The sequence below is a fragment of the Mesotoga infera genome, assembly GCF_900157305.1.
Lineage (GTDB): Bacteria > Thermotogota > Thermotogae > Petrotogales > Kosmotogaceae > Mesotoga > Mesotoga infera.
The window spans coordinates 341,678-362,681 of sequence record NZ_LS974202.1 but is presented as its reverse complement, the minus strand read 5'-3'; the positions used below and the strand labels follow the sequence as shown (position 1 = coordinate 362,681).

Annotated in this window: 36 protein-coding genes; 35 read left to right on the top strand and 1 reads right to left on the bottom strand. The window is 48.0% G+C overall.

Translation table 11 applies throughout. The annotated features are described in order from the left end of the window. Positions 1-7: 7 nt before the first annotated feature. The 35 genes from tuf (at position 8) to MESINF_RS01560 (ending at position 20,238) form a co-directional block, all read left to right on the top strand. Positions 8-1,204, top strand: coding sequence for an elongation factor Tu (gene tuf, locus MESINF_RS01730; protein WP_169698241.1), 1,197 nt, complete (start codon positions 8-10; stop codon positions 1,202-1,204). Between the two features lie 71 nt (positions 1,205-1,275). Continuing rightward, complete coding sequence (gene rpsJ / locus MESINF_RS01725) at positions 1,276-1,584, top strand: 30S ribosomal protein S10 (RefSeq protein WP_006492343.1); 309 nt, start codon at positions 1,276-1,278, stop codon at positions 1,582-1,584. 22 nt (positions 1,585-1,606) lie between these two features. Continuing rightward, on the top strand, positions 1,607-2,239 hold the full coding sequence (gene rplC / locus MESINF_RS01720) for a 50S ribosomal protein L3 (protein ID WP_169698240.1): 633 nt from the start codon (positions 1,607-1,609) through the stop codon (positions 2,237-2,239). Between the two features lie 31 nt (positions 2,240-2,270). After that, a complete protein-coding gene (gene rplD / locus MESINF_RS01715) occupies positions 2,271-2,951 on the top strand; it encodes a 50S ribosomal protein L4 (protein WP_169698239.1) in 681 nt (226 codons plus the stop codon). Beyond that, entirely contained in the window at positions 2,951-3,250 is a 300-nt protein-coding gene (rplW, locus tag MESINF_RS01710; protein WP_169698238.1) for a 50S ribosomal protein L23, read from the top strand. The genes rplD and rplW overlap by 1 nt, the downstream gene beginning before the upstream one ends. A gap of 16 nt (positions 3,251-3,266) precedes the next feature. Next, positions 3,267-4,094 (top strand): 50S ribosomal protein L2, encoded by an 828-nt coding sequence (gene rplB, locus MESINF_RS01705; RefSeq protein ID WP_169698237.1) that lies wholly within the window; start codon positions 3,267-3,269, stop codon positions 4,092-4,094. A 19-nt stretch (positions 4,095-4,113) separates the two neighbouring features. Continuing rightward, positions 4,114-4,398, top strand: a complete 285-nt coding sequence (rpsS, locus tag MESINF_RS01700; RefSeq protein ID WP_169698236.1) for a 30S ribosomal protein S19 — start codon at positions 4,114-4,116, stop codon at positions 4,396-4,398. 14 nt (positions 4,399-4,412) lie between these two features. Continuing rightward, entirely contained in the window at positions 4,413-4,847 is a 435-nt protein-coding gene (rplV, locus tag MESINF_RS01695) for a 50S ribosomal protein L22 (RefSeq protein ID WP_169698235.1), read from the top strand. A 10-nt stretch (positions 4,848-4,857) separates the two neighbouring features. Next, on the top strand, positions 4,858-5,487 hold the full coding sequence (gene rpsC / locus MESINF_RS01690; RefSeq protein ID WP_169698234.1) for a 30S ribosomal protein S3: 630 nt from the start codon (positions 4,858-4,860) through the stop codon (positions 5,485-5,487). A 24-nt stretch (positions 5,488-5,511) separates the two neighbouring features. Further along, positions 5,512-5,937: a 50S ribosomal protein L16 gene (gene rplP / locus MESINF_RS01685; RefSeq protein ID WP_169698233.1), complete on the top strand. Its 426-nt coding sequence runs from the start codon at positions 5,512-5,514 to the stop codon at positions 5,935-5,937. Then, a complete protein-coding gene (rpmC, locus tag MESINF_RS01680) occupies positions 5,937-6,137 on the top strand; it encodes a 50S ribosomal protein L29 (RefSeq protein ID WP_169698232.1) in 201 nt (66 codons plus the stop codon). The genes rplP and rpmC overlap by 1 nt, the downstream gene beginning before the upstream one ends. Before the next feature lie 7 nt (positions 6,138-6,144). Continuing rightward, positions 6,145-6,450 carry a 30S ribosomal protein S17 gene (rpsQ, locus tag MESINF_RS01675; RefSeq protein ID WP_169698231.1) on the top strand — a complete coding sequence of 102 codons (306 nt, stop codon included), beginning with the start codon at positions 6,145-6,147 and terminating at the stop codon, positions 6,448-6,450. Next, a complete protein-coding gene (gene rplN, locus MESINF_RS01670; protein ID WP_169698230.1) occupies positions 6,450-6,818 on the top strand; it encodes a 50S ribosomal protein L14 in 369 nt (122 codons plus the stop codon). The genes rpsQ and rplN overlap by 1 nt, the downstream gene beginning before the upstream one ends. Before the next feature lie 12 nt (positions 6,819-6,830). Beyond that, on the top strand, positions 6,831-7,151 hold the full coding sequence (gene rplX, locus MESINF_RS01665) for a 50S ribosomal protein L24 (protein WP_169698229.1): 321 nt from the start codon (positions 6,831-6,833) through the stop codon (positions 7,149-7,151). A 16-nt stretch (positions 7,152-7,167) separates the two neighbouring features. Continuing rightward, positions 7,168-7,728, top strand: a complete 561-nt coding sequence (gene rplE, locus MESINF_RS01660) for a 50S ribosomal protein L5 (protein WP_169698228.1) — start codon at positions 7,168-7,170, stop codon at positions 7,726-7,728. An 11-nt stretch (positions 7,729-7,739) separates the two neighbouring features. Further along, complete coding sequence (locus MESINF_RS01655; protein ID WP_169698227.1) at positions 7,740-7,925, top strand: type Z 30S ribosomal protein S14; 186 nt, start codon at positions 7,740-7,742, stop codon at positions 7,923-7,925. Positions 7,926-7,938: 13 nt separating this feature from the next. After that, positions 7,939-8,343, top strand: coding sequence for a 30S ribosomal protein S8 (rpsH, locus tag MESINF_RS01650; protein ID WP_169698226.1), 405 nt, complete (start codon positions 7,939-7,941; stop codon positions 8,341-8,343). A 12-nt stretch (positions 8,344-8,355) separates the two neighbouring features. Continuing rightward, positions 8,356-8,910, top strand: coding sequence for a 50S ribosomal protein L6 (gene rplF, locus MESINF_RS01645; RefSeq protein WP_169698225.1), 555 nt, complete (start codon positions 8,356-8,358; stop codon positions 8,908-8,910). A gap of 17 nt (positions 8,911-8,927) precedes the next feature. Continuing rightward, a complete protein-coding gene (gene rplR / locus MESINF_RS01640; protein WP_169698224.1) occupies positions 8,928-9,296 on the top strand; it encodes a 50S ribosomal protein L18 in 369 nt (122 codons plus the stop codon). 16 nt (positions 9,297-9,312) lie between these two features. Beyond that, entirely contained in the window at positions 9,313-9,918 is a 606-nt protein-coding gene (gene rpsE / locus MESINF_RS01635) for a 30S ribosomal protein S5 (RefSeq protein ID WP_169698223.1), read from the top strand. Then, complete coding sequence (gene rpmD / locus MESINF_RS01630) at positions 9,918-10,106, top strand: 50S ribosomal protein L30 (protein WP_169700754.1); 189 nt, start codon at positions 9,918-9,920, stop codon at positions 10,104-10,106. The genes rpsE and rpmD overlap by 1 nt, the downstream gene beginning before the upstream one ends. Before the next feature lie 13 nt (positions 10,107-10,119). Next, the gene (rplO, locus tag MESINF_RS01625) at positions 10,120-10,566 is read left to right on the top strand and encodes a 50S ribosomal protein L15 (protein ID WP_169698222.1); all 447 of its coding nucleotides are present in this window, start codon (positions 10,120-10,122) and stop codon (positions 10,564-10,566) included. 2 nt (positions 10,567-10,568) lie between these two features. Then, a complete protein-coding gene (gene secY, locus MESINF_RS01620; protein ID WP_169698221.1) occupies positions 10,569-11,870 on the top strand; it encodes a preprotein translocase subunit SecY in 1,302 nt (433 codons plus the stop codon). Between the two features lie 2 nt (positions 11,871-11,872). Next, positions 11,873-12,523, top strand: a complete 651-nt coding sequence (locus MESINF_RS01615) for an adenylate kinase (protein ID WP_169698220.1) — start codon at positions 11,873-11,875, stop codon at positions 12,521-12,523. A 1-nt stretch (position 12,524) separates the two neighbouring features. Then, positions 12,525-13,277, top strand: coding sequence for a type I methionyl aminopeptidase (gene map / locus MESINF_RS01610; RefSeq protein WP_169698219.1), 753 nt, complete (start codon positions 12,525-12,527; stop codon positions 13,275-13,277). A gap of 12 nt (positions 13,278-13,289) precedes the next feature. After that, the gene (gene infA / locus MESINF_RS01605) at positions 13,290-13,535 is read left to right on the top strand and encodes a translation initiation factor IF-1 (RefSeq protein WP_169698218.1); all 246 of its coding nucleotides are present in this window, start codon (positions 13,290-13,292) and stop codon (positions 13,533-13,535) included. Then, complete coding sequence (rpmJ, locus tag MESINF_RS01600; protein WP_169698217.1) at positions 13,532-13,648, top strand: 50S ribosomal protein L36; 117 nt, start codon at positions 13,532-13,534, stop codon at positions 13,646-13,648. Before infA ends, rpmJ begins: the two co-directional genes overlap by 4 nt. Positions 13,649-13,660: 12 nt before the next feature. Beyond that, positions 13,661-14,029, top strand: a complete 369-nt coding sequence (gene rpsM / locus MESINF_RS01595) for a 30S ribosomal protein S13 (RefSeq protein WP_169698216.1) — start codon at positions 13,661-13,663, stop codon at positions 14,027-14,029. Positions 14,030-14,052: 23 nt separating this feature from the next. Next, positions 14,053-14,439 carry a 30S ribosomal protein S11 gene (rpsK, locus tag MESINF_RS01590; protein WP_169698215.1) on the top strand — a complete coding sequence of 129 codons (387 nt, stop codon included), beginning with the start codon at positions 14,053-14,055 and terminating at the stop codon, positions 14,437-14,439. Between the two features lie 16 nt (positions 14,440-14,455). Next, positions 14,456-15,082, top strand: coding sequence for a 30S ribosomal protein S4 (gene rpsD, locus MESINF_RS01585; RefSeq protein WP_169698214.1), 627 nt, complete (start codon positions 14,456-14,458; stop codon positions 15,080-15,082). Between the two features lie 54 nt (positions 15,083-15,136). Further along, positions 15,137-16,156 (top strand): DNA-directed RNA polymerase subunit alpha, encoded by a 1,020-nt coding sequence (locus tag MESINF_RS01580; protein ID WP_169700752.1) that lies wholly within the window; start codon positions 15,137-15,139, stop codon positions 16,154-16,156. 21 nt (positions 16,157-16,177) lie between these two features. Continuing rightward, complete coding sequence (gene rplQ, locus MESINF_RS01575) at positions 16,178-16,624, top strand: 50S ribosomal protein L17 (protein WP_169698213.1); 447 nt, start codon at positions 16,178-16,180, stop codon at positions 16,622-16,624. A 38-nt stretch (positions 16,625-16,662) separates the two neighbouring features. Then, entirely contained in the window at positions 16,663-17,319 is a 657-nt protein-coding gene (gene fsa, locus MESINF_RS01570; RefSeq protein ID WP_169698212.1) for a fructose-6-phosphate aldolase, read from the top strand. 714 nt (positions 17,320-18,033) lie between these two features. Next, positions 18,034-19,272 (top strand): transcription termination factor Rho, encoded by a 1,239-nt coding sequence (rho, locus tag MESINF_RS01565; protein WP_408631266.1) that lies wholly within the window; start codon positions 18,034-18,036, stop codon positions 19,270-19,272. Positions 19,273-19,287: 15 nt separating this feature from the next. Further along, a complete protein-coding gene (locus MESINF_RS01560; protein ID WP_169698210.1) occupies positions 19,288-20,238 on the top strand; it encodes an ROK family glucokinase in 951 nt (316 codons plus the stop codon). Here MESINF_RS01560 and MESINF_RS01555 read toward each other — a convergent pair. After that, positions 20,223-20,900, bottom strand: coding sequence for an endonuclease V (locus tag MESINF_RS01555; RefSeq protein WP_169698209.1), 678 nt, complete (start codon positions 20,898-20,900; stop codon positions 20,223-20,225). The two genes, MESINF_RS01560 and MESINF_RS01555, sit on opposite strands and share 16 nt — an antisense overlap. Between the last annotated feature and the right edge of the window lie 104 nt (positions 20,901-21,004).

Here is a 21,004-nt window from a genome sequence, read left to right as displayed (position 1 = left end):
GGAAACCATGGCTAAGGAAAAATTCGAACGTACCAAACCCCATCTTAACATCGGTACCATCGGGCATATCGACCACGGCAAGACGACGCTTACCGCGGCAATAACGAAGAGCCTTTCGTTCAAAGGCCTCGCAGACTTCTCGCCGTTCGATGCTATCGATAAGGCACCCGAAGAAAAAGCAAGAGGAATCACGATCAACGTTTCGCACATCGAATATTCGACCGAGAAGAGGCATTACGCACATATCGACTGCCCCGGACACGCTGACTACATAAAGAACATGATCACGGGCGCGGCCCAGATGGACGGAGCCATTCTCGTTGTCGCCGCTACTGACGGTGTTATGCCCCAGACCAGGGAACACGTTCTTCTCGCCAGACAGGTCAACGTTCCCGCAATGGTTGTATTCATAAACAAAGTCGACGCTGTCGATGATGAAGAGCTCGTAGAACTCGTAGAAGAAGAAGTCAGAGAACTTCTCTCGTCTTACGAATTCCCGGGCGATGAACTTCCTGTCATCAGGGGTTCTGCACTTCTCGCTCTGGAAACAGAAACCCCGAATGAGTGGACGGAAAAGATATACGAACTGATGAAGGCTTGCGATGATTACTTCCCGGATCCAGTTAGAGAAACCGACAAGCCATTCCTGATGCCCGTTGAAGATATCTTCACCATCACCGGAAGAGGAACGGTCGTTACTGGTAGAATCGAGCGCGGTGCGGTCCATGTCGGAGACGAAGTCGAAATCGTCGGACTCTCCTACGAAACCAAGAAAACAGTCTGTACCGGAGTGGAAATGTTCAGAAAGCTGCTCGACGAAGGACAGGCCGGCGACAATATCGGGGCTCTTCTCAGAGGTATTGCAAAGGAAGAAGTCAAGAGGGGTCAGGTCCTTGCCAAGCCCGGGTCTATAACGCCCCACAGAAAATTCACCGCCAACGTTTACGTCTTGAAGAAGGAGGAAGGAGGGCGCCATTCTCCATTCACGAAGGGTTACAGGCCCCAATTCTTCATTAAGACAGCCGACGTTACCGGAGAGATCGCAGATCTTCCAGAGGGTGTAGAGATGGTTATTCCCGGCGACAACATCGAAATGACGATTCAACTGATCTACCCGGTCGCCATCGAAAAGGGTATGAGATTCGCTATCCGAGAGGGTGGCAGAACTGTGGGCGCCGGAGTCGTCAGCTCCATAATCGAGTGATTTAAGGGTCTTTCCAGGAGAAGGGAGGTTTCTCTCCCTTCCCTGTTTACAGAAGGAGGGAACATTAAGGCATGGCCAAGCAAAAAATCAGGATTCGCTTGAAGGCTTACGATCATAAACTACTTGACTTGTCCGCCAAGAAGATCGTCGAGGCCGTAAAGCTCACCAATGCCAAAGTATCAGGTCCGGTGCCATTGCCAACGGAGAGGACGCTCTACACTGTTCTGACATCGCCCCACAAATTCAAAGATGCAAGAGAGCAGTTCGAGAAGCTTGTACATAAGAGATTAATAGAAATACTCGATCCAACGCCGAAAACGATAGATTCTCTTATGAAGGTGGACCTCCCCGCGGGTGTTGATGTGGAGATCAAATTGTAAGCAGACTTCGGAGGTGTGCTGAATGAAAGGTATATTGGGTAGAAAGCTCGGTATGACAACTCTATACAAAGACGGAAAAGCCTTCGGAGTTACCGTAGTGAAAGCCGGTCCATGTACAGTTGTGCAGAAGAAGACCCTGGAAGGCGGTGAGTACGATGCCATACAGGTTGGATTTGAAGAACTCACTCCAGAGAGAGCCAAGAAGATATTGACCAAACCGCTGGTGAAGAAATTTGAGGCTGCCAAGGTTAAGCCACACAGAGTTCTCAAGGAGTTCAAAGTTGGTAACATCAACGACTACACCGTTGGTGATATCATAGAAGTCGGTGTCTTTTCAGAAGGCGAAAAGGTTGATGTAACCGGTTATTCGAAAGGAAGGGGTTTCTCTGGTGCCATGAAGAGATGGAACTTCAGGGGTGGGGAGGCTTCTCACGGAGCGAAATTCCACAGAGAACTCGGCTCAGTTGGTAACCACACCGAACCGGCGAAAATCTGGAAAGGCAAGAAGATGCCCGGGCAGTACGGTAACGAGAAGAAGACAATCAAGAACCTGACTGTAGTAAAAGTCGATGCAGAGAACGGACTCATAGCCATTTATGGCGCAGTTCCAGGAGCGAGGGGCGGCCTCTTAGTGATTAAGAGCGCAACTAGATAGCCCCGAAAATGTGTTGGAAGGAGGACGCAACATGGCTCAAGCCGACGTTGTGAACATGGCCGGACAGAAAGTTGGTACGGTTGAGCTGAATGAAACGATATTCAATGTTGAGCCCAATCTGGACGTTATGTTCAGATATGTCAACATGCAGCTGGCCGGAAGACGTGCCGGGTTGGCAGCTGTCAAGACCAGATCGGAAGTGAGTGGCGGGGGTAGAAAACCCTGGGCCCAGAAACACACAGGAAGAGCAAGAGTCGGATCCACCAGAAGCCCTCTATGGAGGCATGGTGGCGTAATTCACGGACCAAAACCCAAAGATTGGTCCATAAAGATGACCAAGAAAATGAAAAAGGTTGCACTGAGGTCGGCTCTCAGCCTCAGACTTAAGGAAGGTAATCTCATTATTCTCGACGATCTTAAGTTTGACAGACCGAAAACCAGAGAACTGAGAAACGTTATGGGTAATCTCGGACTCGATAAGACTCAGAAAACCCTTTTCATTCTGCCCTGGCAGAAGGACGAGTATCAGAACGTTAGACTTTCAGGAAAAAACATTTATGGCGTAAAAGTCATAATAGCCGACAACCCTGGAAACTCGGCCAACGGCAACAAGACCAACATAGACGGTCTGAACGTTTATGACATCGTGAACCATGAAAAACTGGTCATCACCACTGATCTTGTGCGCAAGATCGAGGAGGTGCTGGGGTAATGGCTGATAAAAAGTACTACGGAGATGTTCTCCTCAGACCGCTGGTAACGGAAAAAACAGTTGCAGCGAGTGAATTGAACAAGTACATTTTTGAAGTACATAAAGATGCCAATAAGTACATAGTTAAGGACGCCGTGGAGAAGCTTTTCAATGTGAAAGTGGATCGGGTAAACATTATGAATATTAAGGCGAAGCCGAAAAAACGCGGAGTCTTTGTTGGTAAAACGAGATCCTGGAAGAAGGCCGTTGTTACTCTGGTGGTCGGTTACAGGATAAAAGAACTCGAAGGCCAGCATTAAGGTGAGGTGAGATGATATGGCATTGAGAAAGTTCAATCCCGTCACCCATGGCAGAAGGTTCATGCTTCTCCCAGATTATAAAGAGATAACGAGATCTGATCCCGAGAAGTCTCTGGTCGAACCAAACAAGAGCAAGGCCGGAAGAAACCATCACGGAAGAATCACGGTCAGACATCAGGGTAGCGGCAATAAGAGACTGTACAGGATAATTGACTTCAAGAGAGATAAGCTCGGCATTCCTGCTAGAGTTGTTTCTATTGAGTACGACCCGAATCGAACGGCCAGAATAGCTCTTCTTCAGTACGTGGACGGCGAGAAGAGATACATGCTGGCTCCCAAGGGTCTAAAAGTCGGTGACAGAATCCTCAATGGAGAGAACGCAGAGATCTCTGTAGGAAATTCTATGCCTCTGGAGAGAATTCCTGTAGGCACGATAGTTCACAATATCGAATTCCTTCCTGGAAAGGGCGGACAGATTGCCCGTGCAGCGGGCACCTTCGCACAACTCATGGCAAAAGAAGGCAGACACGCTCTGCTGAGGATGCCGTCGGGCGAACTACGAAGAGTCGTGGTGAAGTGCATGGCGACCATCGGCATGGTTGGCAATGAAGAGCATTCCAACGAAATACACGGAAAGGCCGGAAGAAAGAGATGGCTGGGAGTCAGACCTGCGGTCAGAGGTATGACGATGAACCCGGTCGACCACCCGATGGGTGGAGGAGAAGGTCGTTCCAAAGGTCATCTGCCACAGAGCCCCTGGGGTCAACCGGCCAGAGGTTATAAGACAAGAAAGCATAAAAAGGCTTCCGATAACCTCATAGTGAAGCGCAGGAATCAGAATTAATCAGGGGGTGTAGTTGAAGATGTCGAGATCTAAGAAAAAGGGACCATTCGTACACCCGAGCCTCTTGAAAAAGATAAAAGAGCTGAATGAAAAAGGAGAGAAAAAACCAATCAAAACATGGAGCAGAGCCTCTATGATTCTCCCGGAGATGATCGGACACACTATCGCCGTTTATAACGGTATGAAGCATATACCAGTTTATATCTCAGAGAATATGATCGGACACAGACTGGGCGAATTCTCTCCCACAAGACGGTTCGGTGGTCACGCAGACAAGAAGAGCAAGAAGGGTGAAGTCAAATGAGGAGGGATGCCGATATGCCTCAAGCAGAACAGAGAAAGAAGCGTTCTGCCTTTCATAAAGCCAGAAAAGAAGCAGAAGCGGCGACACCTGTTACCAGCGCGAAAGCTGTGGCCAGATACTCCAGGATCTCTCCTAGAAAGGCAAGATCTGTGGTAAATGCCATAAGAAACAAAAACGTGGGGGATGCTTTCCAGATACTTGAGTTCTCTCCAAAGAAAGCGTCCAGACTCGTGTATAAAGTTCTCCGTTCCGCAGTCGCAAATGCAGAGAACAATTTCGGGCTGAACGTGGATAACCTCTACGTCGTAAGCGCCGTCGTTGACGATGGCCCGAGAATGAAGAGGCTCTGGCCTCGCGGCAGAGGAAGAGCAGATATACAGCAGAAGCGTTTTAGCCATATAACAGTTGTTGTAGCCAACAGAGAAGAAACTAGCAATCCTCAGGAGTGAGGTGACATAAGTGGGTCAGAAGGTACATCCTTATGGATTCAGGCTTGGTGTCAGTAAAGATTGGAAAGCACGCTGGATAAACGAGAAGAATTACAAGGAATATCTCCTCGAAGATCTCAAGATCAGGGGCTTTCTCAAGAAGAACTATATGGCCGCAGGTGTGTCGGAGATATACATAGAGAGGCCGGAACCGGGCAAAGTGGTAATCACTATCAGGTGCGCAAGACCCGGTGTGATGATAGGAAAGAAGGGTAGCGAGGTCAAGCTTCTCAGACAGAAGCTGGAAAAGCTTATAACCAGGCAGTTTCAGCTGAATATCGAAGAAGTGAAAACACCCGAAACCGATGCGATACTCGTCGCTGAGGACATTGCATCGAGAATAGAGAAGAGAGCTTCTTACAAAAGAGCCATGAAGAGAGCCATATTCACGGCCATGCGTAAAGGGGCAAAAGGAATAAAGATCATGGTCTCCGGTAGATTGAACGGGGCCGATATCGCCAGGACAGAGTGGTACCTGGAAGGAAGACTTCCTCTCCAGACCCTCAGAGCTGATCTGGACTACGGTTACACCACTGCTTTTACGAAGATGGGCATCATTGGAGTAAAAGTATGGATCTACAAAGGCGACGTGCAGGTGTAATTGCAAGAGGGGAGGTAGTTCATAATGTTAATGCCCAAAAGGGTAAAATACAGGAAACAGCAGAGAGGTAAGATGAATGGGAATGCTAAGGGTGGAACGCTTGTTCACTTTGGCGAATGGGGCATAAAGGCTCTGGAGCCTCACTGGATAACTGCTCAGCAACTCGAAGCATGCCGAATTGCGATAACCAGGACTCTAAAAAGAAGCGGAAACCTCTGGATCCGTGTTTTTCCCGACAAGCCCATAACTTCCAAAGGAATCGGTGTGAGAATGGGAAAGGGAAAGGGAGACGTCGAAGGCTGGGTTGCCGTGGTAAAGCCGGGTAAGATAATGTTCGAGATCGGTGGAGTTTCCGATCAGCTTGCCAAGGAAGCTCTGGCAAAGGCGGCTTCGAAGTTACCCATAAGAACAAAGATAGTCCCCAGGTATCAAATAGGAGGTGAGCTCTGATGAAGCCGGTTGAACTGCAAAAGTTCACAGACGAGGAACTACTTCAGATGCTCGAAGACTCGAAAAGAAAGCTGATGGACCTCAGGTTCCAGCTAGAGATGAACAGGTTGAAGAACCATTCCCAGATTACTTCGGTCAAGCGCGATATAGCGAGGATAAAGACTATCCTGCGTGGTCGTGAACTGGGGATAAGGAGGTAAGTCCGCCATGCCAAGGAAAACACTGATAGGAACTGTAGTGAGCAACAAGATGGAAAAGACCATAGTGGTGAGCGTTACGAGAACGCACGTTCATCCATTTTACGGAAAGACTATAAAGACGACGAAAAAGTACCACGCAGACGATCCTGAAGGTCTGGCAGGAATGGGTGACACTGTTGAGATCGAAGAATGCAAACCTCTCAGCAAGATGAAGAGATTCAAGTTGATACGTGTTCTAAAGAAAGATATCTACACCGGAGATATTCCTGAAACTCCCGAGGACGTTGAAGGCGCTTTCGGAGGTGAGAAATAATGGTTCAGCTGGAATCTTACCTCAAAGTCGCCGACAATTCGGGCGCCAGGGTCATAAAAGTGATCCAGGTTACCGGAGGATACAGAAAGAGATCGGGAACGATCGGTGACATTGTTGTTGCGGCCGTCAGAGATGCGGCACCTCACACGGACTTCAAGAAAGGCGATATAGTTAGAGCGGTTCTGGTGAGAACAGCCAAGGAGATACGCAGACCGGACGGCACTTATATCCGCTTCGACGATAACGCCGCGGTGATCATCGATAAACAAAACCAGCCCAGAGGGACACGTGTCTTTGGACCTGTTGCCAGAGAGATCAGAGATAAAGGTTTTTCCAAAATCGCTTCTCTGGCCCAGGAAGTCTGGTGAGGAGTGATCTGAATGAGTAGAGTGAAGAAAGACGATCTGGTCATGGTCATATCTGGAAAAGACAGAGGCAAAAAGGGAAAAGTACTGAAGACATATCCTTCCGAAAAGAAAGTGATTGTCGAAGGAGTCAATTTCACAAAAAAGCATCAGAGACCGACAAACCAGTATCGAGAAGGTGGAATAATAGAGAGGGAGTCCCCGATCTATGTTTCTAAAGTGATGGTTGTCTGCCCCAACTGTGATAAGCCTACGAGAATCGCCCATAAGATACTCGAAAATGGAGAAAAGGTAAGAGCGTGTAAAAAATGCGGCGAGATAATCGACAAGGTTTGATGGGGAGGAGTAGTTGATGGCATACGAATATATCCCATTGAAAGAGCGATACGAAAACGAAGTGATCCCCGCCATGACCAAAGAGTTTGGTTACAAAAACAAGCTCGAGGTTCCCAGAGTTTATAAAGTCGTTGTAAATATGGGTATCGGCGAAGGTTCTAGGAACGCAGATCTGCTCGAGATTCACGGAAAAGAGCTGACCAACATAGTGGGCCAGAAACCCGTCATCACCAGAGCGAAGAAGAGCATTGCGAATTTCAAGCTCCGTGATGGAATGCCAGTAGGATTGAAGGTCACTTTGAGAGGCCCGAGAATGTACAACTTCCTGTACAAGCTGATAAACATCGTCCTTCCAAAGTTAAGAGACTTCAGAGGTGTCGATCCAGATTCCTTTGATGGGAGAGGAAACTACGCTCTGGGACTTCCTGAACAGCTAGTCTTTCCCGAGATCGTGCCCGATCAGGTGAAGAGGGTACAGGGAATGGACATAATAGTGGTGACCACGGCCAGAACCGATGAAGAGGCCAGAAGGCTCTTGGCTCTTCTGGGTGTTCCTTTCAAAAGGGCCATGGTATAAGGAGGTAAGGCATGGCTAAGAAATCTATTATCGAGAAGTGGAAACGCGAACCCAAGTTCAAGGTAAGAAAGTACAATAGATGCAGCATTTGTGGTAGGCCCAGATCTGTTTACAGAGAGTTTGGGCTGTGCAGAGTCTGCTTTAGACAGCTGGCTTCCGAGGGAAAACTCCCCGGTGTCAAGAAAGCAAGCTGGTGAGGAGGGAAATGTAATGTGGAGTGATCCCATAGCCGACATGCTCACAAGAATCAGAAACGCAAATGCGGCCTTCAAAGAGAGTGTGGACATACCAGCTTCGAACCTGAAGAAGAAACTACTGGACATTCTTAAGGCTGAAGGTTATATAGATGACTACAAATATATCGAAGATGGCAAGCAGGGTGTTCTGAAAGTTTTTCTCAAGTATAAGGGAGACCGCAGGAACAAGGTCAACGTTATCACCGGGATAGTAAGAATATCCAAGCCTGGCAGACGAATCTACGTGAACAGAGACAAACTGCCCAAGGTGAAATCAGGAATGGGAATAGCAATCGTCAGTACTTCCAGCGGTGTGATGACCGACAAGCAGGCACGCATTATGGGTGTCGGTGGCGAAGTCATCTGCTATGTCTGGTAAGGAGGGATTTAGATGTCAAGACTTCTGAAGCATTCAATCAAACTTCCTGCGGGTGTTACTCATAGCATAAAAGACAACGTGATCACCGTCAAAGGCCCTAAGGGAGAGTTGAAGCAGGAGATCCTTCCTCTTGTCAAGATCGAAGGCAACGAAAAAGAGATCTGGGTCAAGACAAACGAAGATCTAATCATTAGAAAGAGCGATCATAAGAGGCTTGCCAAATACGCGGGTACTTTCTGGTCTCTCATAAACAACATGGTGCTCGGTGTTACCAAGGGTTTCGTCAAGGAACTGGAGATAGTTGGAGTAGGCTACCGTGTCCAGCTCCAGGGAAAGAAACTGTTGATGAACCTCGGTTACGCCCACCCTGTCGAGATAGATCCTCCGCAGGGGATTACTTTTGAAGTACCTAACCCCCAATCGGTGGTGATAAGGGGATTCGATAAGTATCTCGTGGGACAGGTTGCAGCTAATATCAAACGCTGGAGAATACCGATAGTTTACTCCGGCAAGGGAATACGCTACAAGGGTGAGACCGTCAGGACAAAAGTCGGTAAGAAGGTCTGATCGAGGAGGCTGCTGGAATGTTTAAGCATAAAGATAAAAAAGAACATAGACAAAAGAGACATCTTCGTGTTAGGGCGAAGCTTTCCGGTACGGCCGAAAGGCCAAGGCTGGCAGTTTATAGAAGCGAAAAGCATATTTATGCCCAGCTCATAGATGACACAAAAGGGATAACTTTGGTTTCTGCCTCTACCGTCGACAGGGAAATGAGAGACTCCACGGGGAAACCGTGGAACGTTGAAGCGGCGAGCCAGGTTGGAAAGCTTCTTGCAAAGAAAGCCCTGGAGAAGGGGATTTCAAGTGTAGTCTTCGATCGTGGTGGGTTCAATTTCCACGGAAGAGTCAAATCACTTGCTGATGGTGCCCGCGAAGGCGGACTGAAGTTCTGAGGAGGTGAGTTGTTAAATGTCTGAAGAAATGATGAACGACCGTGGTTCTAGACCCTCCCGTGAAGGCAGGAGAAATCCGAGAACATCCAGGAACGCTCCCGTCGAAAAACAGGTGGAAGATAACGAATTTGAAGAAAGAATAATTGAGATAAGAAGAGTTACGAAGGTCGTGGCCGGAGGAAAGAACCTTTCCTTTAGAGTCGTTGCGATCGTCGGTAACCGTGAGGGCAAGGTCGGTCTCGGTATTGGAAGTGCAAGGGAAGTCCCTACAGCAATAAGAAAAGCCGTTCTTGAGGCGAAGAAGAACATAGTCGAAGTTTCTATCAGAAACGAAACCGTACCTCATGAAACCGTGGGAAAACAGGATTCGGCCAGAATAATGCTGAAACCGGCCGGTCCCGGTACCGGTATTATAGCGAACTCTCCCGTTCGTGCAGTGGTAGAGCTTGCCGGAGTGAAAAACATTCTGACGAAGTCTCTCGGATCTTCTAACACTCTGAATATGGCCAGAGCTGCATTGAATGGTCTTATAAGCTTGAGGGCCCCTCAGGAATTTGCAAAGCTGAGAGATATCTCTCTCAAAGCCGTTTTCCATGGCCTTGGTGAGGAGGATGGTCAGTGATGGCAAAGAGTATAAGAGTCAAACTGGTGAAAAGTCCCATAGGCTATAACAGAAGACAGCTCAAGACGGTCAAAGCCCTGGGGCTCGGAAAGCTGGACAGCGAGATGGTTCATCAAGATACGCCCCAGATCAGAGGCATGATAAACGCTGTTCGGCATCTCCTGGCTGTTGAAGAGTTAGCGGACTGAAGGGGGTAAGAAGATGGCTTTTAACATTGACGATTTAAAACCGACTCCCGGCTCGAGAAAAAGAAGCAAGAGAATAGGGCGCGGTACCGGTTCGGGTATGGGTAAAACTGCTACTAGAGGTCACAAAGGCCAGGGCAGGGCAACAGGAAAGGTCTCCGCTCGCTTCGAAGGCGGACAGACACCTCTTTTCAGGCGGATACCTGTTAAAGGATTCAAGAATAGAGACGCCGTTGAATATGCGACTGTCAACCTTTCGATACTGGAAGAGAGATTCGAGAGTGGAAGCGAAGTTACGCCAGAAATACTCTTGAAGATGAGGATTTTGAAGAACCTCAAGGACGGAGTGAAAATTCTGGCCAGAGGGGAGATAACGAAATCCCTGAATATAAAGGCCAACGCTTTCAGCGCTTCTGCGAAAGAGAAGATTGAATCTGCCGGTGGAAAGGCAGAGGTGATCTGAAAATGTGGAATGCCCTGAAGAACGCGTTCAAGATACCAGAGCTCAGAGATAGAATTCTCTTCACCTTCTTGGCATTGGCAGTCTTTAGACTTGGAGTCTATATACCGATACCGGGCATCAATATTCAGGCCTGGGCCACGTATTTCGGTACTCTTTCACAGGGAGGAGCCGGTGGATTCATAGGCTTTTTCGATGTCTTTACCGGCGGTGCTGTGGAACAGTTTTCTATATTCCTTATGAGCGTTACCCCTTACATAAACGCCCAGATCATGCTGCAGCTTCTGACTGCCGTGGTCCCCAGTCTTAAGGAGATGCTCAAAGAAGGAGAAGAAGGTAAGAAAAAGTACGCTCGCTATACCAGATATCTAACAATTGGACTTGCGGGTCTTCAAGGATTCCTGATATCTTTCGGTCTTTCCTCTAACGGAGCGATTATGGCACTACCTAGCAGATTTCTGTTTGTAATTCTGGCCACCACCACCCTGATCGGAGGTACGATGTTCCTTCTGTGGTTGGGTGAAAGAATAACTGAGAAGGGTATTGGAAACGGTATCTCGGTATTGATCTTCGGTGGAATAGTTGCGAGATACCCGGCCTCCATAGCAGAGATCGTTGTATCACTGTCACCCTTGCAGTGGGCAATACTTCTGGCGATCGCTCTTTTCACAGTGGTGGCGGTAATCTACGTCCAGATGGGTGAGAGAAGGATCGAGGTTCAGTATGCCAGAAGAGTGACGGGCAGAAGAGTGTACGGTGGAGTCTCCACACATATCCCGATAAAGGTCAATCAGGGTGGAGTCATCCCGATCATTTTCAGTTCGGCCATAATGATGCTTCCGCAATTCATCGCCACAGCTTTCCCGGTCGGAAGCAGCGGTAGAAGCATTATGGAAACGTTATTCGCTCAAACCTCGCCACTCTATATACTCCTCTATGGTGGAATGGTGTTCTTCTTCACCTTTTTTTACAGCTCGCTCGTTTTCGATGTCAGGGAAGTCTCGGATAATATCAAGAACTATGGAGGGTATATCCCTGGAATAAGACCGGGTTTCTCTACCCAGCAGTACATACAAAGAGTTCTGAACCGCGTCGTTTTCATGGGAGCCGTGTTTCTGGTCGTGATCGCCTTATTGCCTCTGGTAATAGGCGGCGTTTTTGGAATAAGAGGTCTGGCGATAGGCGGAACATCCACATTGATCGCCGTCGGTGTTGCCATCGACATACTACAGCAGATGGAAACGCACCTCATGGTCAGACACTATGAGGGTTTTGTCAAGAAAGGCAAACTCCGTGGAAGGAGGTAAGAATGAATATCGTTCTGATGGGTCCTCCCGGTGCCGGTAAGGGGACACAGGCAAAGCGAATAGCCCATAAATACAATATTCCGCACATATCCACAGGAGATATGTTGAGGGAAGCCGTGGCTGCTGGCAACGACCTTGGGCTGAAGGTCAAAGAGATTATGGAAAAAGGGCTGCTCGTTCCTGATACCCTTATGATTGGTCTGGTGAAGGAAAGATTATCAAGAGGGGACGCGAAGAATGGATTCATACTTGATGGGTTTCCAAGGACTGTCGAACAGGCCGAAGCTTTGGATAAGATGCTTGGAGAGCTCGACAGGAAAATCGATGTTGTGCTTTTGGTGAATTCCAGCGAAGAAGTAGTGGTTAACAGGATTTCCAGCAGAAGGGTCTGTCCGAAATGTGGCAAGGTATACAATTTACTCACTATCAAACCACAAATCGATGGGCTGTGCGATGTCGACGGCTCGGAACTGGTACAGAGAGATGACGATCTTCCGGAGACTGTGAGGTCTAGATACCGCGTTTATGCCGAAAAAACAGCTCCCGTGATCGACTATTATTCCAACAGTGAAGTCTTCTTTCTCGATATCGATGGTTCAGGCAATATTGATGAAGTGGCCGAAGAGATTTTCGGGCTTCTGGGGAATGTTTGATATGGTCAGGTTGAAATCTCCAGAGGAAATAGGTAAAATCGAAGTTGCTGCCAAAATCGTTGCAGAAGTCCTTTTCACTCTTTCAGAATACGCATCGGTTGGAGCAACCGCTTATGATATGGAGCGGGTGGCGACCGAGTTGATTGCAAAAAAAGGCGGCACGCCTGCTTTCAAGGGATACGGCGGGTACCCGTACACTCTGTGTGTGTCGGTCAACGAAGAAGTTATTCACGGATTTCCCCTGAAAGAGAAGGTGTTTGAGGCCGGCGACATAGTATCTATCGATTGCGGAGTCGTGAAGGATGGCTACTACGGTGATGCCGCAAAGACTTTCGTTGTGGGTGAGTTTTTGAACGAGAAAGATAGATTACTTCTCCTGAAAACTGAGGAGTCATTATATGAAGGAATAAGAATGGCGATGGCCGGTAACCGTCTGGGTGATATCGGTAATGCCGTTCAAACCTGTGTTGAAAGTGCTGGCTTTTCCGTAATTAGGGACTATGTAGGGCATGGAGTAGGTACAAGCCTTCATGAGGATCCACAGGTCGCAAATTACGGTCGAAAGGGCAGCGGAATGTTGTTGAGGGTCGGAATGACACTTGCGATCGAGCCGATGGTTGCTAGTGGCCATTACGATGTGGAACTCCTGGAAGATGGATGGACAGCCGTTACGGCTGATGGTTCGCGTGCGGCACACTTCGAACACGACATAGCCATAATGGAAGACGGTCCCAGAATTCTTTCGAGACTGTGAGGAGGATCACTGATGTCGGACAAAAGCGATATCATAAAGATGGATGGAACGGTGCTTGAATCTATGCCCAACGCAACCTTCAGGGTCGAACTGGAAAATGGACACACCGTTCTCGCTCACATCTCCGGAAAAATGCGCAAGAACTTCATCAGGTTGATCCCCGGCGATAGGGTCGTAGTAGAGGTCTCGATCTACGATCTAACCAAAGGAAGAATTGTTTATCGAAAAAGGATAGACAAAGGAGGAGAAACGAATTGAAAGTCCGCGCTTCGGTAAAGAAGAGATGTGAACACTGCAAGATCATAAGGCGCAATGGGAGAATAAGAATAGTCTGCGAGAAAAATCCCAAACATAATCAACGTCAGGGTTGAGGAGGAAAATAGATGGCACGTATTCTCGGTGTTGAACTTCCTAACAATAAAAAGACTTTCGTTGCCCTGACCTATATTTACGGTATAGGGTACACAAGAGCTAATGAGATTCTTGCCGGAACGGAAATCGACGGCGACAAAAGGGCGAAGGATCTGACCGACGAAGAAGTCAGTAAAATAGCGAAGTTCATAAACGAACACTATAAGGTCGAAGGTGAATTGAGAACGGAGGTTGACCGCTCGATCAAGAGACTGATCGAGATAGGCAGCTACAGGGGTTACAGGCACAGAAATGGTTTGCCTGTCAGGGGTCAAAAGACTCATTCAAATGGAAGAACCAGAAAGGGTTCCAGATCGAGCAAAATCCGTAAGAAGAGCTAGAAAATCAGCGGGAGGTATATCGAATGGCAAAGAGACCAGCAGCCAAGAAAAGAAGAAAACTCACTTCAGACAAAGGGATTGTACATATAAAATCCTCTTTCAATAACACCATAATCACCCTGACCGATCCTGATGGAAACACACTTATGTGGACGTCCGGCGGGACGGCGGGTTATTCAGGCTCGAAGAAGTCAACTCCGTATGCGGCTCAACTTGGCGCCGATAAAATCGCTAAAGAAGCTATAAAACTCGGTATCACCAGGGTTGGAATCGAAGTTAAGGGACCGGGCTCCGGTCGTGAGGCGGCCATAAGGACGATACAGGCGGCAGGTTTGACCATCGAGACGCTGAAGGATATTACACCATTGCCCCACAATGGTTGCCGACCAAGAAGAAGAAGAAGAGTGTAATTGAGGAGGGAATTGAATGGCCAGATATACAGGACCTGTTTGTAAACTCTGTCGTCGTGAAGGTTTCAAACTATATTTAAAAGGTGAGAGATGTTTTTCTCCAAGATGCGGCCAAATCAAGAGACCGGTGGCACCGGGGCAGCACGGAGCTTCTACTCGCAAACTGACTCAGTACGGAATGCAGCTCAGGTCGAAGCAGGTTGTCAAGAGGATTTACGGAGTCCTCGAAAGACAGTTCAGAAGATACTTCGAAATGGCTGTAAGAAAACAGGAAGAAACGGGTAACGCGCTCTTGAAGATACTCGAGTCGAGGCTCGACAATACCGTTTTTAGAATGGGGTTTGCCTCTAGCAGGAGACAGGCGAGGCAACTCGTTAGCCACGGACACGTTATGGTGAACGGTAGAAGAGTGAACAAGCCCTCCTTCAACTTAAGAGTCGGTGATGTTGTGGAAATTAAGGAAAAGAGCAGGGTGGTACTGCCAGTTAAGGAGGCAGTAGAAGCTGCCAAAGAAAGAGCGGCATATCCATGGCTAGAAGTCAATTACGAGGATTTCAAGGGTACTTATCTCAGGTATCCGGCCAGAGAAGAAGTGGAGATTCCTGTTGATCTACAGTCCATTATCGAACTCTACTCCAAGTAAACCGATTCTAACCTTCTTGAAAGGAGGTGTGTGCCCGAAAGCTGGGCGAGAACTATGATAGCATCTATAATGCCCAAGAACCTGCGAGTCGAAGAGGAAAAGGAAGATCAAAATAGCTACTACACAAGGTTCGTACTCTCTCCAATGGAGAGGGGCTACGCGATCACCATCGGTAATTCGTTGAGGAGAGTGCTTCTCTCATCGATACCCAGTATGGCTATAACCAAACTCAAGATTCCGGGTAAGTACCATGAGTACGATGTGATTGAGGGTGTGAAAGAGGATATCCTGGAGATAATACTCAACCTGAAGAAAGTCCAGTTAAAACCTGCTCTGGAGTTCTCCGACCCCGTGAAACTCACTCTAGAAAAAGTCGGACCGGGAGTTGTTTCGGCCGGGGACATCAAGACGCCGACCGGTGTGGAAGTGGTGAATCCTTCTCAGTATATAGCAACGCTCAATACTGATTCGATAGTTTATATCGAACTCTTCGCGGAAATCGGTAAGGGCTTTGTACCGGTTTCAGAGATGGAGATCGATCACGATGTTGAGATGATCTATATAGATGGTATCTTCAGTCCTGTGCTGAAGGTGAATTTTCAGACAGAGAACGTTCGTGTGGGAAAGAGAACGGACTACGACAAGCTGGTACTCGAAGTCTGGACGAAGAAGTCTATCAAACCGTCGGAGGCCTTGCTCCGTGCGACGGATATTCTTACCAGACATTTCGAAGTTGTCTCGAACGGCCTGGGTCAGCAGAATCAGGTTTCGGCTGTTACCCCTGTTGAACCGGAAGAGGAAGAGTTGATACAGGAAGAAGCACAGATGGCGAGCGAATCTCCGCAAACTGAAGAGGTCGATTCCAATCCGCTCACCTCTAAAAGAGTTGAAGAGCTTGATCTCTCGGTTAGATCCCTGAACTGTCTGAAGAGAGATAAGATAAACACTATCGGAGATCTGATAGACAAAACAGAAGCTGATTTGCTGAAGATCAGGAACTTCGGCGAAAAATCGATGCTGGAGGTTGTCAAGAAACTGCGTGACAAATTCAACATCATACTCAAGAAAGAATGATGGTGAGGAGGTCAATTAGCCATGCGTCATAGAGTAAGTGGATCCAGATTGAATATGCCCCACAGCCAGCGAGTGGCTCTGATGAAAAATCTGGCCAGAGAACTTTTCGAACACGGTACCATTGTCACTACGGTCACCAAGGCCAAAGAGCTGAGACCGTTCGTGGAATCTATAATTACCAGGGCGAAGAAGGCTACCACGATAACCCAGGAACTGGGTACGAAGAGTACTGGAAGCCCAGAAGCCATGGAACTCAAGTCCAGAAATCTTGCCCTTCGAAGAGAGATAAACAGGAACTTCAACGACAGGAAGCTTGTAAAGAAGATCTGCGATGAAGTTGCAGTGAAATACTTGACCAGAAACGGTGGATACACCAGAATTGTTAAACTGGGCATGCGAAGGGGAGACGCCAGCGAGATGGCCGTCCTCCAGCTTGTGGACAGCGAGGAGAAGAAAGAGACGAAGTGATGGCTACCGAAAGGTAGCCATTTTTTGCGAGGTGGTACATGAAGATATTTCTCGATACTGCGAACATCGAACAGATAAGAAATGGAATGAAATTAGGACTTGTGGACGGTGTTACTACCAATCCAACGCTGATTTCGAAAGAAAATGCGAAGTTCGAAGAGCGCATCGTGGAGATATGTGAAGCCGTAAAGGGTCCCGTTTCTGCCGAAGTTATAGCGACCGATTTCGACAATATGCTATCTCAGGCAAGAGAGCTGGCCTCTCTCAACGAACATGTCGTAGTAAAAATTCCGATGACGCCCGACGGGATAAGGGCCGTGAAAGCTCTCAGCGAAGAAGGAATAAAGACGAACGTCACTCTTATTTTCAGTTCGTTACAGGGACTTCTGGCGGCCAAAGCCGGCGCAACCTATGTCAGCCCCTTCGTTGGAAGGCTGGACGACGTGGGAAACGACGGAATGCAACTGGTTGCCGAGCTGAATGAAATCTTCGGTAACTACGGTTTCGCGACGGAGATAATAGTTGCAAGTGTGAGACATCCAAGACATGTTCTTCAAGCGGCTATGATCGGCGCGGACATCGCAACCATCCCTTATGAAGTATTGTTGAGACTTTTCAACCATCCGTTGACTGACAACGGGTTGAGGAGATTCCAGAACGACTGGCAGGAATACGAAAGAAAGCAACGCTCGTAAGCTTTGTTTTCCGCTTCTTAAATGGTATATTATTGCTGACGGATACTGATGTTTCTCGCGATAATTTCGGCAAGGAAGGCCCTGGACAGATCCAAGGGAGGAATTGCCGATCCTCTACCTTCAGAGTATTTGATTTGATTTGTGAAAACCGTTGACACGGCGCTGTGGCGATCTCTGCGGTATCATGGAACAAGATTTTTTATTTAGCAGATCGAAACATGTCGGGCAAAACCGGTATCGCGGTCGCGAGTGATTTACCGGAGGTAGGTCTCCTTTGCTTTCTTTTGTTCAATAGCTCCAACTGATACTGAATCCCTACTACACGGAAGGAGGGTAGGTACATTCTTACTGAATGGTAGATCGAGTGTACCGTTTGATTTGAGTCCAAGAAAAAAGAAGAGTGAAGAAAACCCGATCGAAGAAATTGAAAAGGAAGAAAAGAAACCAACCAGAAGAAGAACAACTTCAAAATCCAAAGAAAAGGAAAAAGTAGAAGCCAAAGAAGAGATTCTTTCCGAAGTCTCGAAGGCTGAACCCGTAGTGGAACCGCTCGAAGTCGTAAAGGCAACCGAAGAGGAGACGCTAGAAACGGCCGAAGAACCTGAAAAGGTCAGCGAGAGCCCCAGGCAAGAAGCCCCTGAAGAGCTGAAAGAGTTAAAGAAAGACAAAGACAATATCAGGGAGGTCGAAATCGATATCTCCCAGCTTCAGAACATGCCAATAAGAGAGATCTACAAACTGGCCAGAAAATACGACGTCGCCAATTACACGCAAATGGCCAAGAAGGATCTCATCTTCGCCGTTCTCAAGGCTCAGACAGAATCCTATGGATACTTCTTCGATCAGGGAGTCCTGGAAATCACCGATGGTGGTTACGGCTTTCTGAGAACTCTTGAGAACAATCTGTTGCCGAGTTCGAACGATATCTACGTCAGTCAATCGCAGATCAGACGATTCAACCTTACCAGTGGAGACACCGTTGCCGGTCAGGTGAGACCACCGAAAGAAGGGGAAAAGTACTTTGCCCTTCTCCGAATCGAAGCGATCAACCATAAGGCCATCAACTTCGCTGCCGAAAGGATCACTTTCCAGAACCTGACCCCCATATTTCCGGAAGAACAGTTAATATCGGAATCGGATTCGCACGTTCTAAGCACAAGAATGCTCGATCTCTTTTCTCCAATCGGGAAGGGTCAGAGAGGTCTCATAGTTTCTCCTCCCAAAGCCGGAAAGACGGTGCTTCTGAAAGAACTGGCAAATGGAATCGCCGAAAACCATCCCGACACAATCAGAATAATACTTCTGATCGATGAAAGACCCGAGGAAGTGACGGACCTCAAGAGAACTACCAGCGCGCACGTTCTTGCCGCTCCGTTCGATATGCATCCCGAAAAACAGATAAAAGTTGCGGAAATGACTCTGGAAATGGCGAAGAGGCTGGTTGAGTTCAACTACGACGTGGTGATCCTTCTGGACAGTATCACCAGACTCGCCAGGGCTTACAACCTTTACGTCCCCCCCAGTGGAAAGCTTCTCTCGGGCGGAGTGGATCCATCGGCGTTGTACAAGCCCAAGCATTTCTTCGGTGCCGCCCGGAACATAGAAGAGGGCGGAAGCCTCACTATAATCGCAACGGCCTTGGTAGAAACAGGAAGCAAGATGGACGAAGTGATTTTCGAGGAGTTCAAAGGCACCGGAAACATGGAACTCGTTCTCTCCAGGCAACTGGCCAACAAGAGAATGTTCCCCGCGATCAATCTGACTCTCTCCGGTACTAGAAAAGAGGAACTGCTTCTTCCGCAGGATATTCTGAGAAAAGTGTGGGTGTTGAGGCGTATGTTGTCGGCCATGTCTGAAGAAGAAGGGCTGAGATTGATCATGGACAAATTGAGAGGGACTGCCAGCAACGAAGAGTTCCTGGATCTTATCGAAATGGAGAAAAAACAATACTGAACGAGGTTGATTTGAATGTCGAATCTGGTAATCGGAGTCGATCTTGGTGGAACCGAGACCAAAATAGGCATTGTGGAAGAGAACGGAAGGATACTTTCCAAGAGTATAATACCCACCAAGGTTTTCGAAGGAAGAATAGCGGTAGTGACACGTATTGCGGAAGCTATCAAGCAGTTAATAATGGAGACTGGGAGCTCTGTTGGTGAGATTATCGGCATTGGCGTTGGTTCGCCAGGTTCAATCGATCACGAAACCGGTACCGTGCTTTTCTCCCCAAACCTTCCCGACTGGTCTGGCTTCGAATTGACCGTCATTCTTGAAAAGCTGACCGGTATAAGAACTTTCGTAGAGAACGACGCCAACGCTTTTGTTCTCGGGGAGTGGGCCTTCGGTGCCTTCAAAGGTTGCAAACACATGATCGGTTTGACGCTGGGAACGGGTGTGGGCGGTGGGGTGATAACCCACGGGACTCTCATGACCGGCAAGAATGGCTACGGCGGTGAACTTGGCCACACCATAGTCCAGATAGGAGGTCCATTGTGTGGCTGTGGTTCGCATGGGTGTCTGGAAGCTCTAGCGTCGGCAACAGCGGTTGTAAATATGGCGCGAGAGTATTCGAAGAGGTTTTCGAAATCGCTCATCTACCAGGCTCCACAGCTTACGGCCAGAGTTGTGTTCGATTGTGCCAAGGCGGGAGACCTCGCAGCCTCTATGATAGTTGAAAGAGTTACGGATGCGCTGGCCGCCGCGATCGGTAATTTCGTACACATTTTCAATCCCGAACATATCGTAATCGGTGGGGGTATGAGCAGAGCCGGAAGTATCCTAATTGATGGAATCAGAAAAAAACTACCGCGATTCGTAATGCCGTCTTTCAGCGATACATTCCAGGTCAACCTCAGCGAGCTGGTTGAAAACGCCGGTATAACCGGTGCAGCTTCGATAGTCTTCTACAGATTGAGTTGACCTTTGAGCTTCTGACTAAGTATGTGGGCCTGTCTGGTCGGTTCTGGCAATCTGTAGATACCGGTGGCTTTTAAAGAAAATTCAAGTGCCTGCTTCATAGAAAGTCCATTTCCGGGAGAGACATACACCGGTTTTACTTTTGGTTTCGTTCTCAAAGAATAGCCTATCAACTCACCGGCCGGCGAGAGTATGGGTGAAATGTCGCCCCGGGAGTTCCCAGGGAGGTCGCACTTCCCGTATAGGAGTTTTTTTGCCACTCCTATCGTGGGGACTTCCAGAAAAAGTCCTATATGAGAAGCGATACCTAGTCCTCTGGGGTGAGCCGTTCCGTGGCCGTCAAAAAAAACGAGATCGACTTCCGGGGTGTTTTTTAGGGCCTCTATTATCACCGGTCCTTCCCTGAAAGACAAGAGACCGGGGATATAAGGTCTTTCGATAATTCCAACATGGTACGAGTATTGCATCAATTCAAGTTCCGGGAAGTTCAAGACTGTGACAACTGCCAGACCTATATTTTTGTCCGGGAAGGAAAGATCTACCCCGGCAACCAGAGAAGGTCTGATAGGGTTTTCCTTTATTAAGATGTTCTCTCTCAGAAGTCTCTGTATTTCAATGGCTTCACTTCTACCCACGTTCCAGGAGTGAAGATCTTTTATTTTCATTAATCCCTCCTTATAACCGCCATCTACCACTGATGAGCGGATTATCGATAATTATTGTGCCATACAGATGTTATAATTTATCAAAAGCCCATTAAGTGGAGGTG

Coding starts and splice junctions, on each gene's coding strand:
- secY (WP_169698221.1), top strand. CDS start 10,569: ATGTGGAATGCCCTGAAGAACGCGTTCAAGATACCAGAGCTCAGAGAT.
- rplP (WP_169698233.1), top strand. CDS start 5,512: ATGTTAATGCCCAAAAGGGTAAAATACAGGAAACAGCAGAGAGGTAAG.
- MESINF_RS01555 (WP_169698209.1), bottom strand. CDS start 20,900: ATGAAAATAAAAGATCTTCACTCCTGGAACGTGGGTAGAAGTGAAGCC.
- rpmD (WP_169700754.1), top strand. CDS start 9,918: ATGGCAAAGAGTATAAGAGTCAAACTGGTGAAAAGTCCCATAGGCTAT.
- rpsD (WP_169698214.1), top strand. CDS start 14,456: ATGGCCAGATATACAGGACCTGTTTGTAAACTCTGTCGTCGTGAAGGT.
- rpsJ (WP_006492343.1), top strand. CDS start 1,276: ATGGCCAAGCAAAAAATCAGGATTCGCTTGAAGGCTTACGATCATAAA.
- rplR (WP_169698224.1), top strand. CDS start 8,928: ATGTTTAAGCATAAAGATAAAAAAGAACATAGACAAAAGAGACATCTT.
- tuf (WP_169698241.1), top strand. CDS start 8: ATGGCTAAGGAAAAATTCGAACGTACCAAACCCCATCTTAACATCGGT.
- rpsQ (WP_169698231.1), top strand. CDS start 6,145: ATGCCAAGGAAAACACTGATAGGAACTGTAGTGAGCAACAAGATGGAA.
- rpmC (WP_169698232.1), top strand. CDS start 5,937: ATGAAGCCGGTTGAACTGCAAAAGTTCACAGACGAGGAACTACTTCAG.
- rplW (WP_169698238.1), top strand. CDS start 2,951: ATGGCTGATAAAAAGTACTACGGAGATGTTCTCCTCAGACCGCTGGTA.
- MESINF_RS01580 (WP_169700752.1), top strand. CDS start 15,137: ATGATAGCATCTATAATGCCCAAGAACCTGCGAGTCGAAGAGGAAAAG.
- rplQ (WP_169698213.1), top strand. CDS start 16,178: ATGCGTCATAGAGTAAGTGGATCCAGATTGAATATGCCCCACAGCCAG.
- MESINF_RS01615 (WP_169698220.1), top strand. CDS start 11,873: ATGAATATCGTTCTGATGGGTCCTCCCGGTGCCGGTAAGGGGACACAG.
- rplX (WP_169698229.1), top strand. CDS start 6,831: ATGAGTAGAGTGAAGAAAGACGATCTGGTCATGGTCATATCTGGAAAA.
- rplE (WP_169698228.1), top strand. CDS start 7,168: ATGGCATACGAATATATCCCATTGAAAGAGCGATACGAAAACGAAGTG.
- rplN (WP_169698230.1), top strand. CDS start 6,450: ATGGTTCAGCTGGAATCTTACCTCAAAGTCGCCGACAATTCGGGCGCC.
- map (WP_169698219.1), top strand. CDS start 12,525: ATGGTCAGGTTGAAATCTCCAGAGGAAATAGGTAAAATCGAAGTTGCT.
- rplF (WP_169698225.1), top strand. CDS start 8,356: ATGTCAAGACTTCTGAAGCATTCAATCAAACTTCCTGCGGGTGTTACT.
- MESINF_RS01655 (WP_169698227.1), top strand. CDS start 7,740: ATGGCTAAGAAATCTATTATCGAGAAGTGGAAACGCGAACCCAAGTTC.
- MESINF_RS01560 (WP_169698210.1), top strand. CDS start 19,288: ATGTCGAATCTGGTAATCGGAGTCGATCTTGGTGGAACCGAGACCAAA.
- rho (WP_408631266.1), top strand. CDS start 18,034: ATGCCAATAAGAGAGATCTACAAACTGGCCAGAAAATACGACGTCGCC.
- rpsK (WP_169698215.1), top strand. CDS start 14,053: ATGGCAAAGAGACCAGCAGCCAAGAAAAGAAGAAAACTCACTTCAGAC.
- rpsH (WP_169698226.1), top strand. CDS start 7,939: ATGTGGAGTGATCCCATAGCCGACATGCTCACAAGAATCAGAAACGCA.
- rpsM (WP_169698216.1), top strand. CDS start 13,661: ATGGCACGTATTCTCGGTGTTGAACTTCCTAACAATAAAAAGACTTTC.
- rpsS (WP_169698236.1), top strand. CDS start 4,114: ATGTCGAGATCTAAGAAAAAGGGACCATTCGTACACCCGAGCCTCTTG.
- fsa (WP_169698212.1), top strand. CDS start 16,663: ATGAAGATATTTCTCGATACTGCGAACATCGAACAGATAAGAAATGGA.
- rplV (WP_169698235.1), top strand. CDS start 4,413: ATGCCTCAAGCAGAACAGAGAAAGAAGCGTTCTGCCTTTCATAAAGCC.
- rplB (WP_169698237.1), top strand. CDS start 3,267: ATGGCATTGAGAAAGTTCAATCCCGTCACCCATGGCAGAAGGTTCATG.
- rplC (WP_169698240.1), top strand. CDS start 1,607: ATGAAAGGTATATTGGGTAGAAAGCTCGGTATGACAACTCTATACAAA.
- rpsE (WP_169698223.1), top strand. CDS start 9,313: ATGTCTGAAGAAATGATGAACGACCGTGGTTCTAGACCCTCCCGTGAA.
- infA (WP_169698218.1), top strand. CDS start 13,290: ATGTCGGACAAAAGCGATATCATAAAGATGGATGGAACGGTGCTTGAA.
- rplD (WP_169698239.1), top strand. CDS start 2,271: ATGGCTCAAGCCGACGTTGTGAACATGGCCGGACAGAAAGTTGGTACG.
- rplO (WP_169698222.1), top strand. CDS start 10,120: ATGGCTTTTAACATTGACGATTTAAAACCGACTCCCGGCTCGAGAAAA.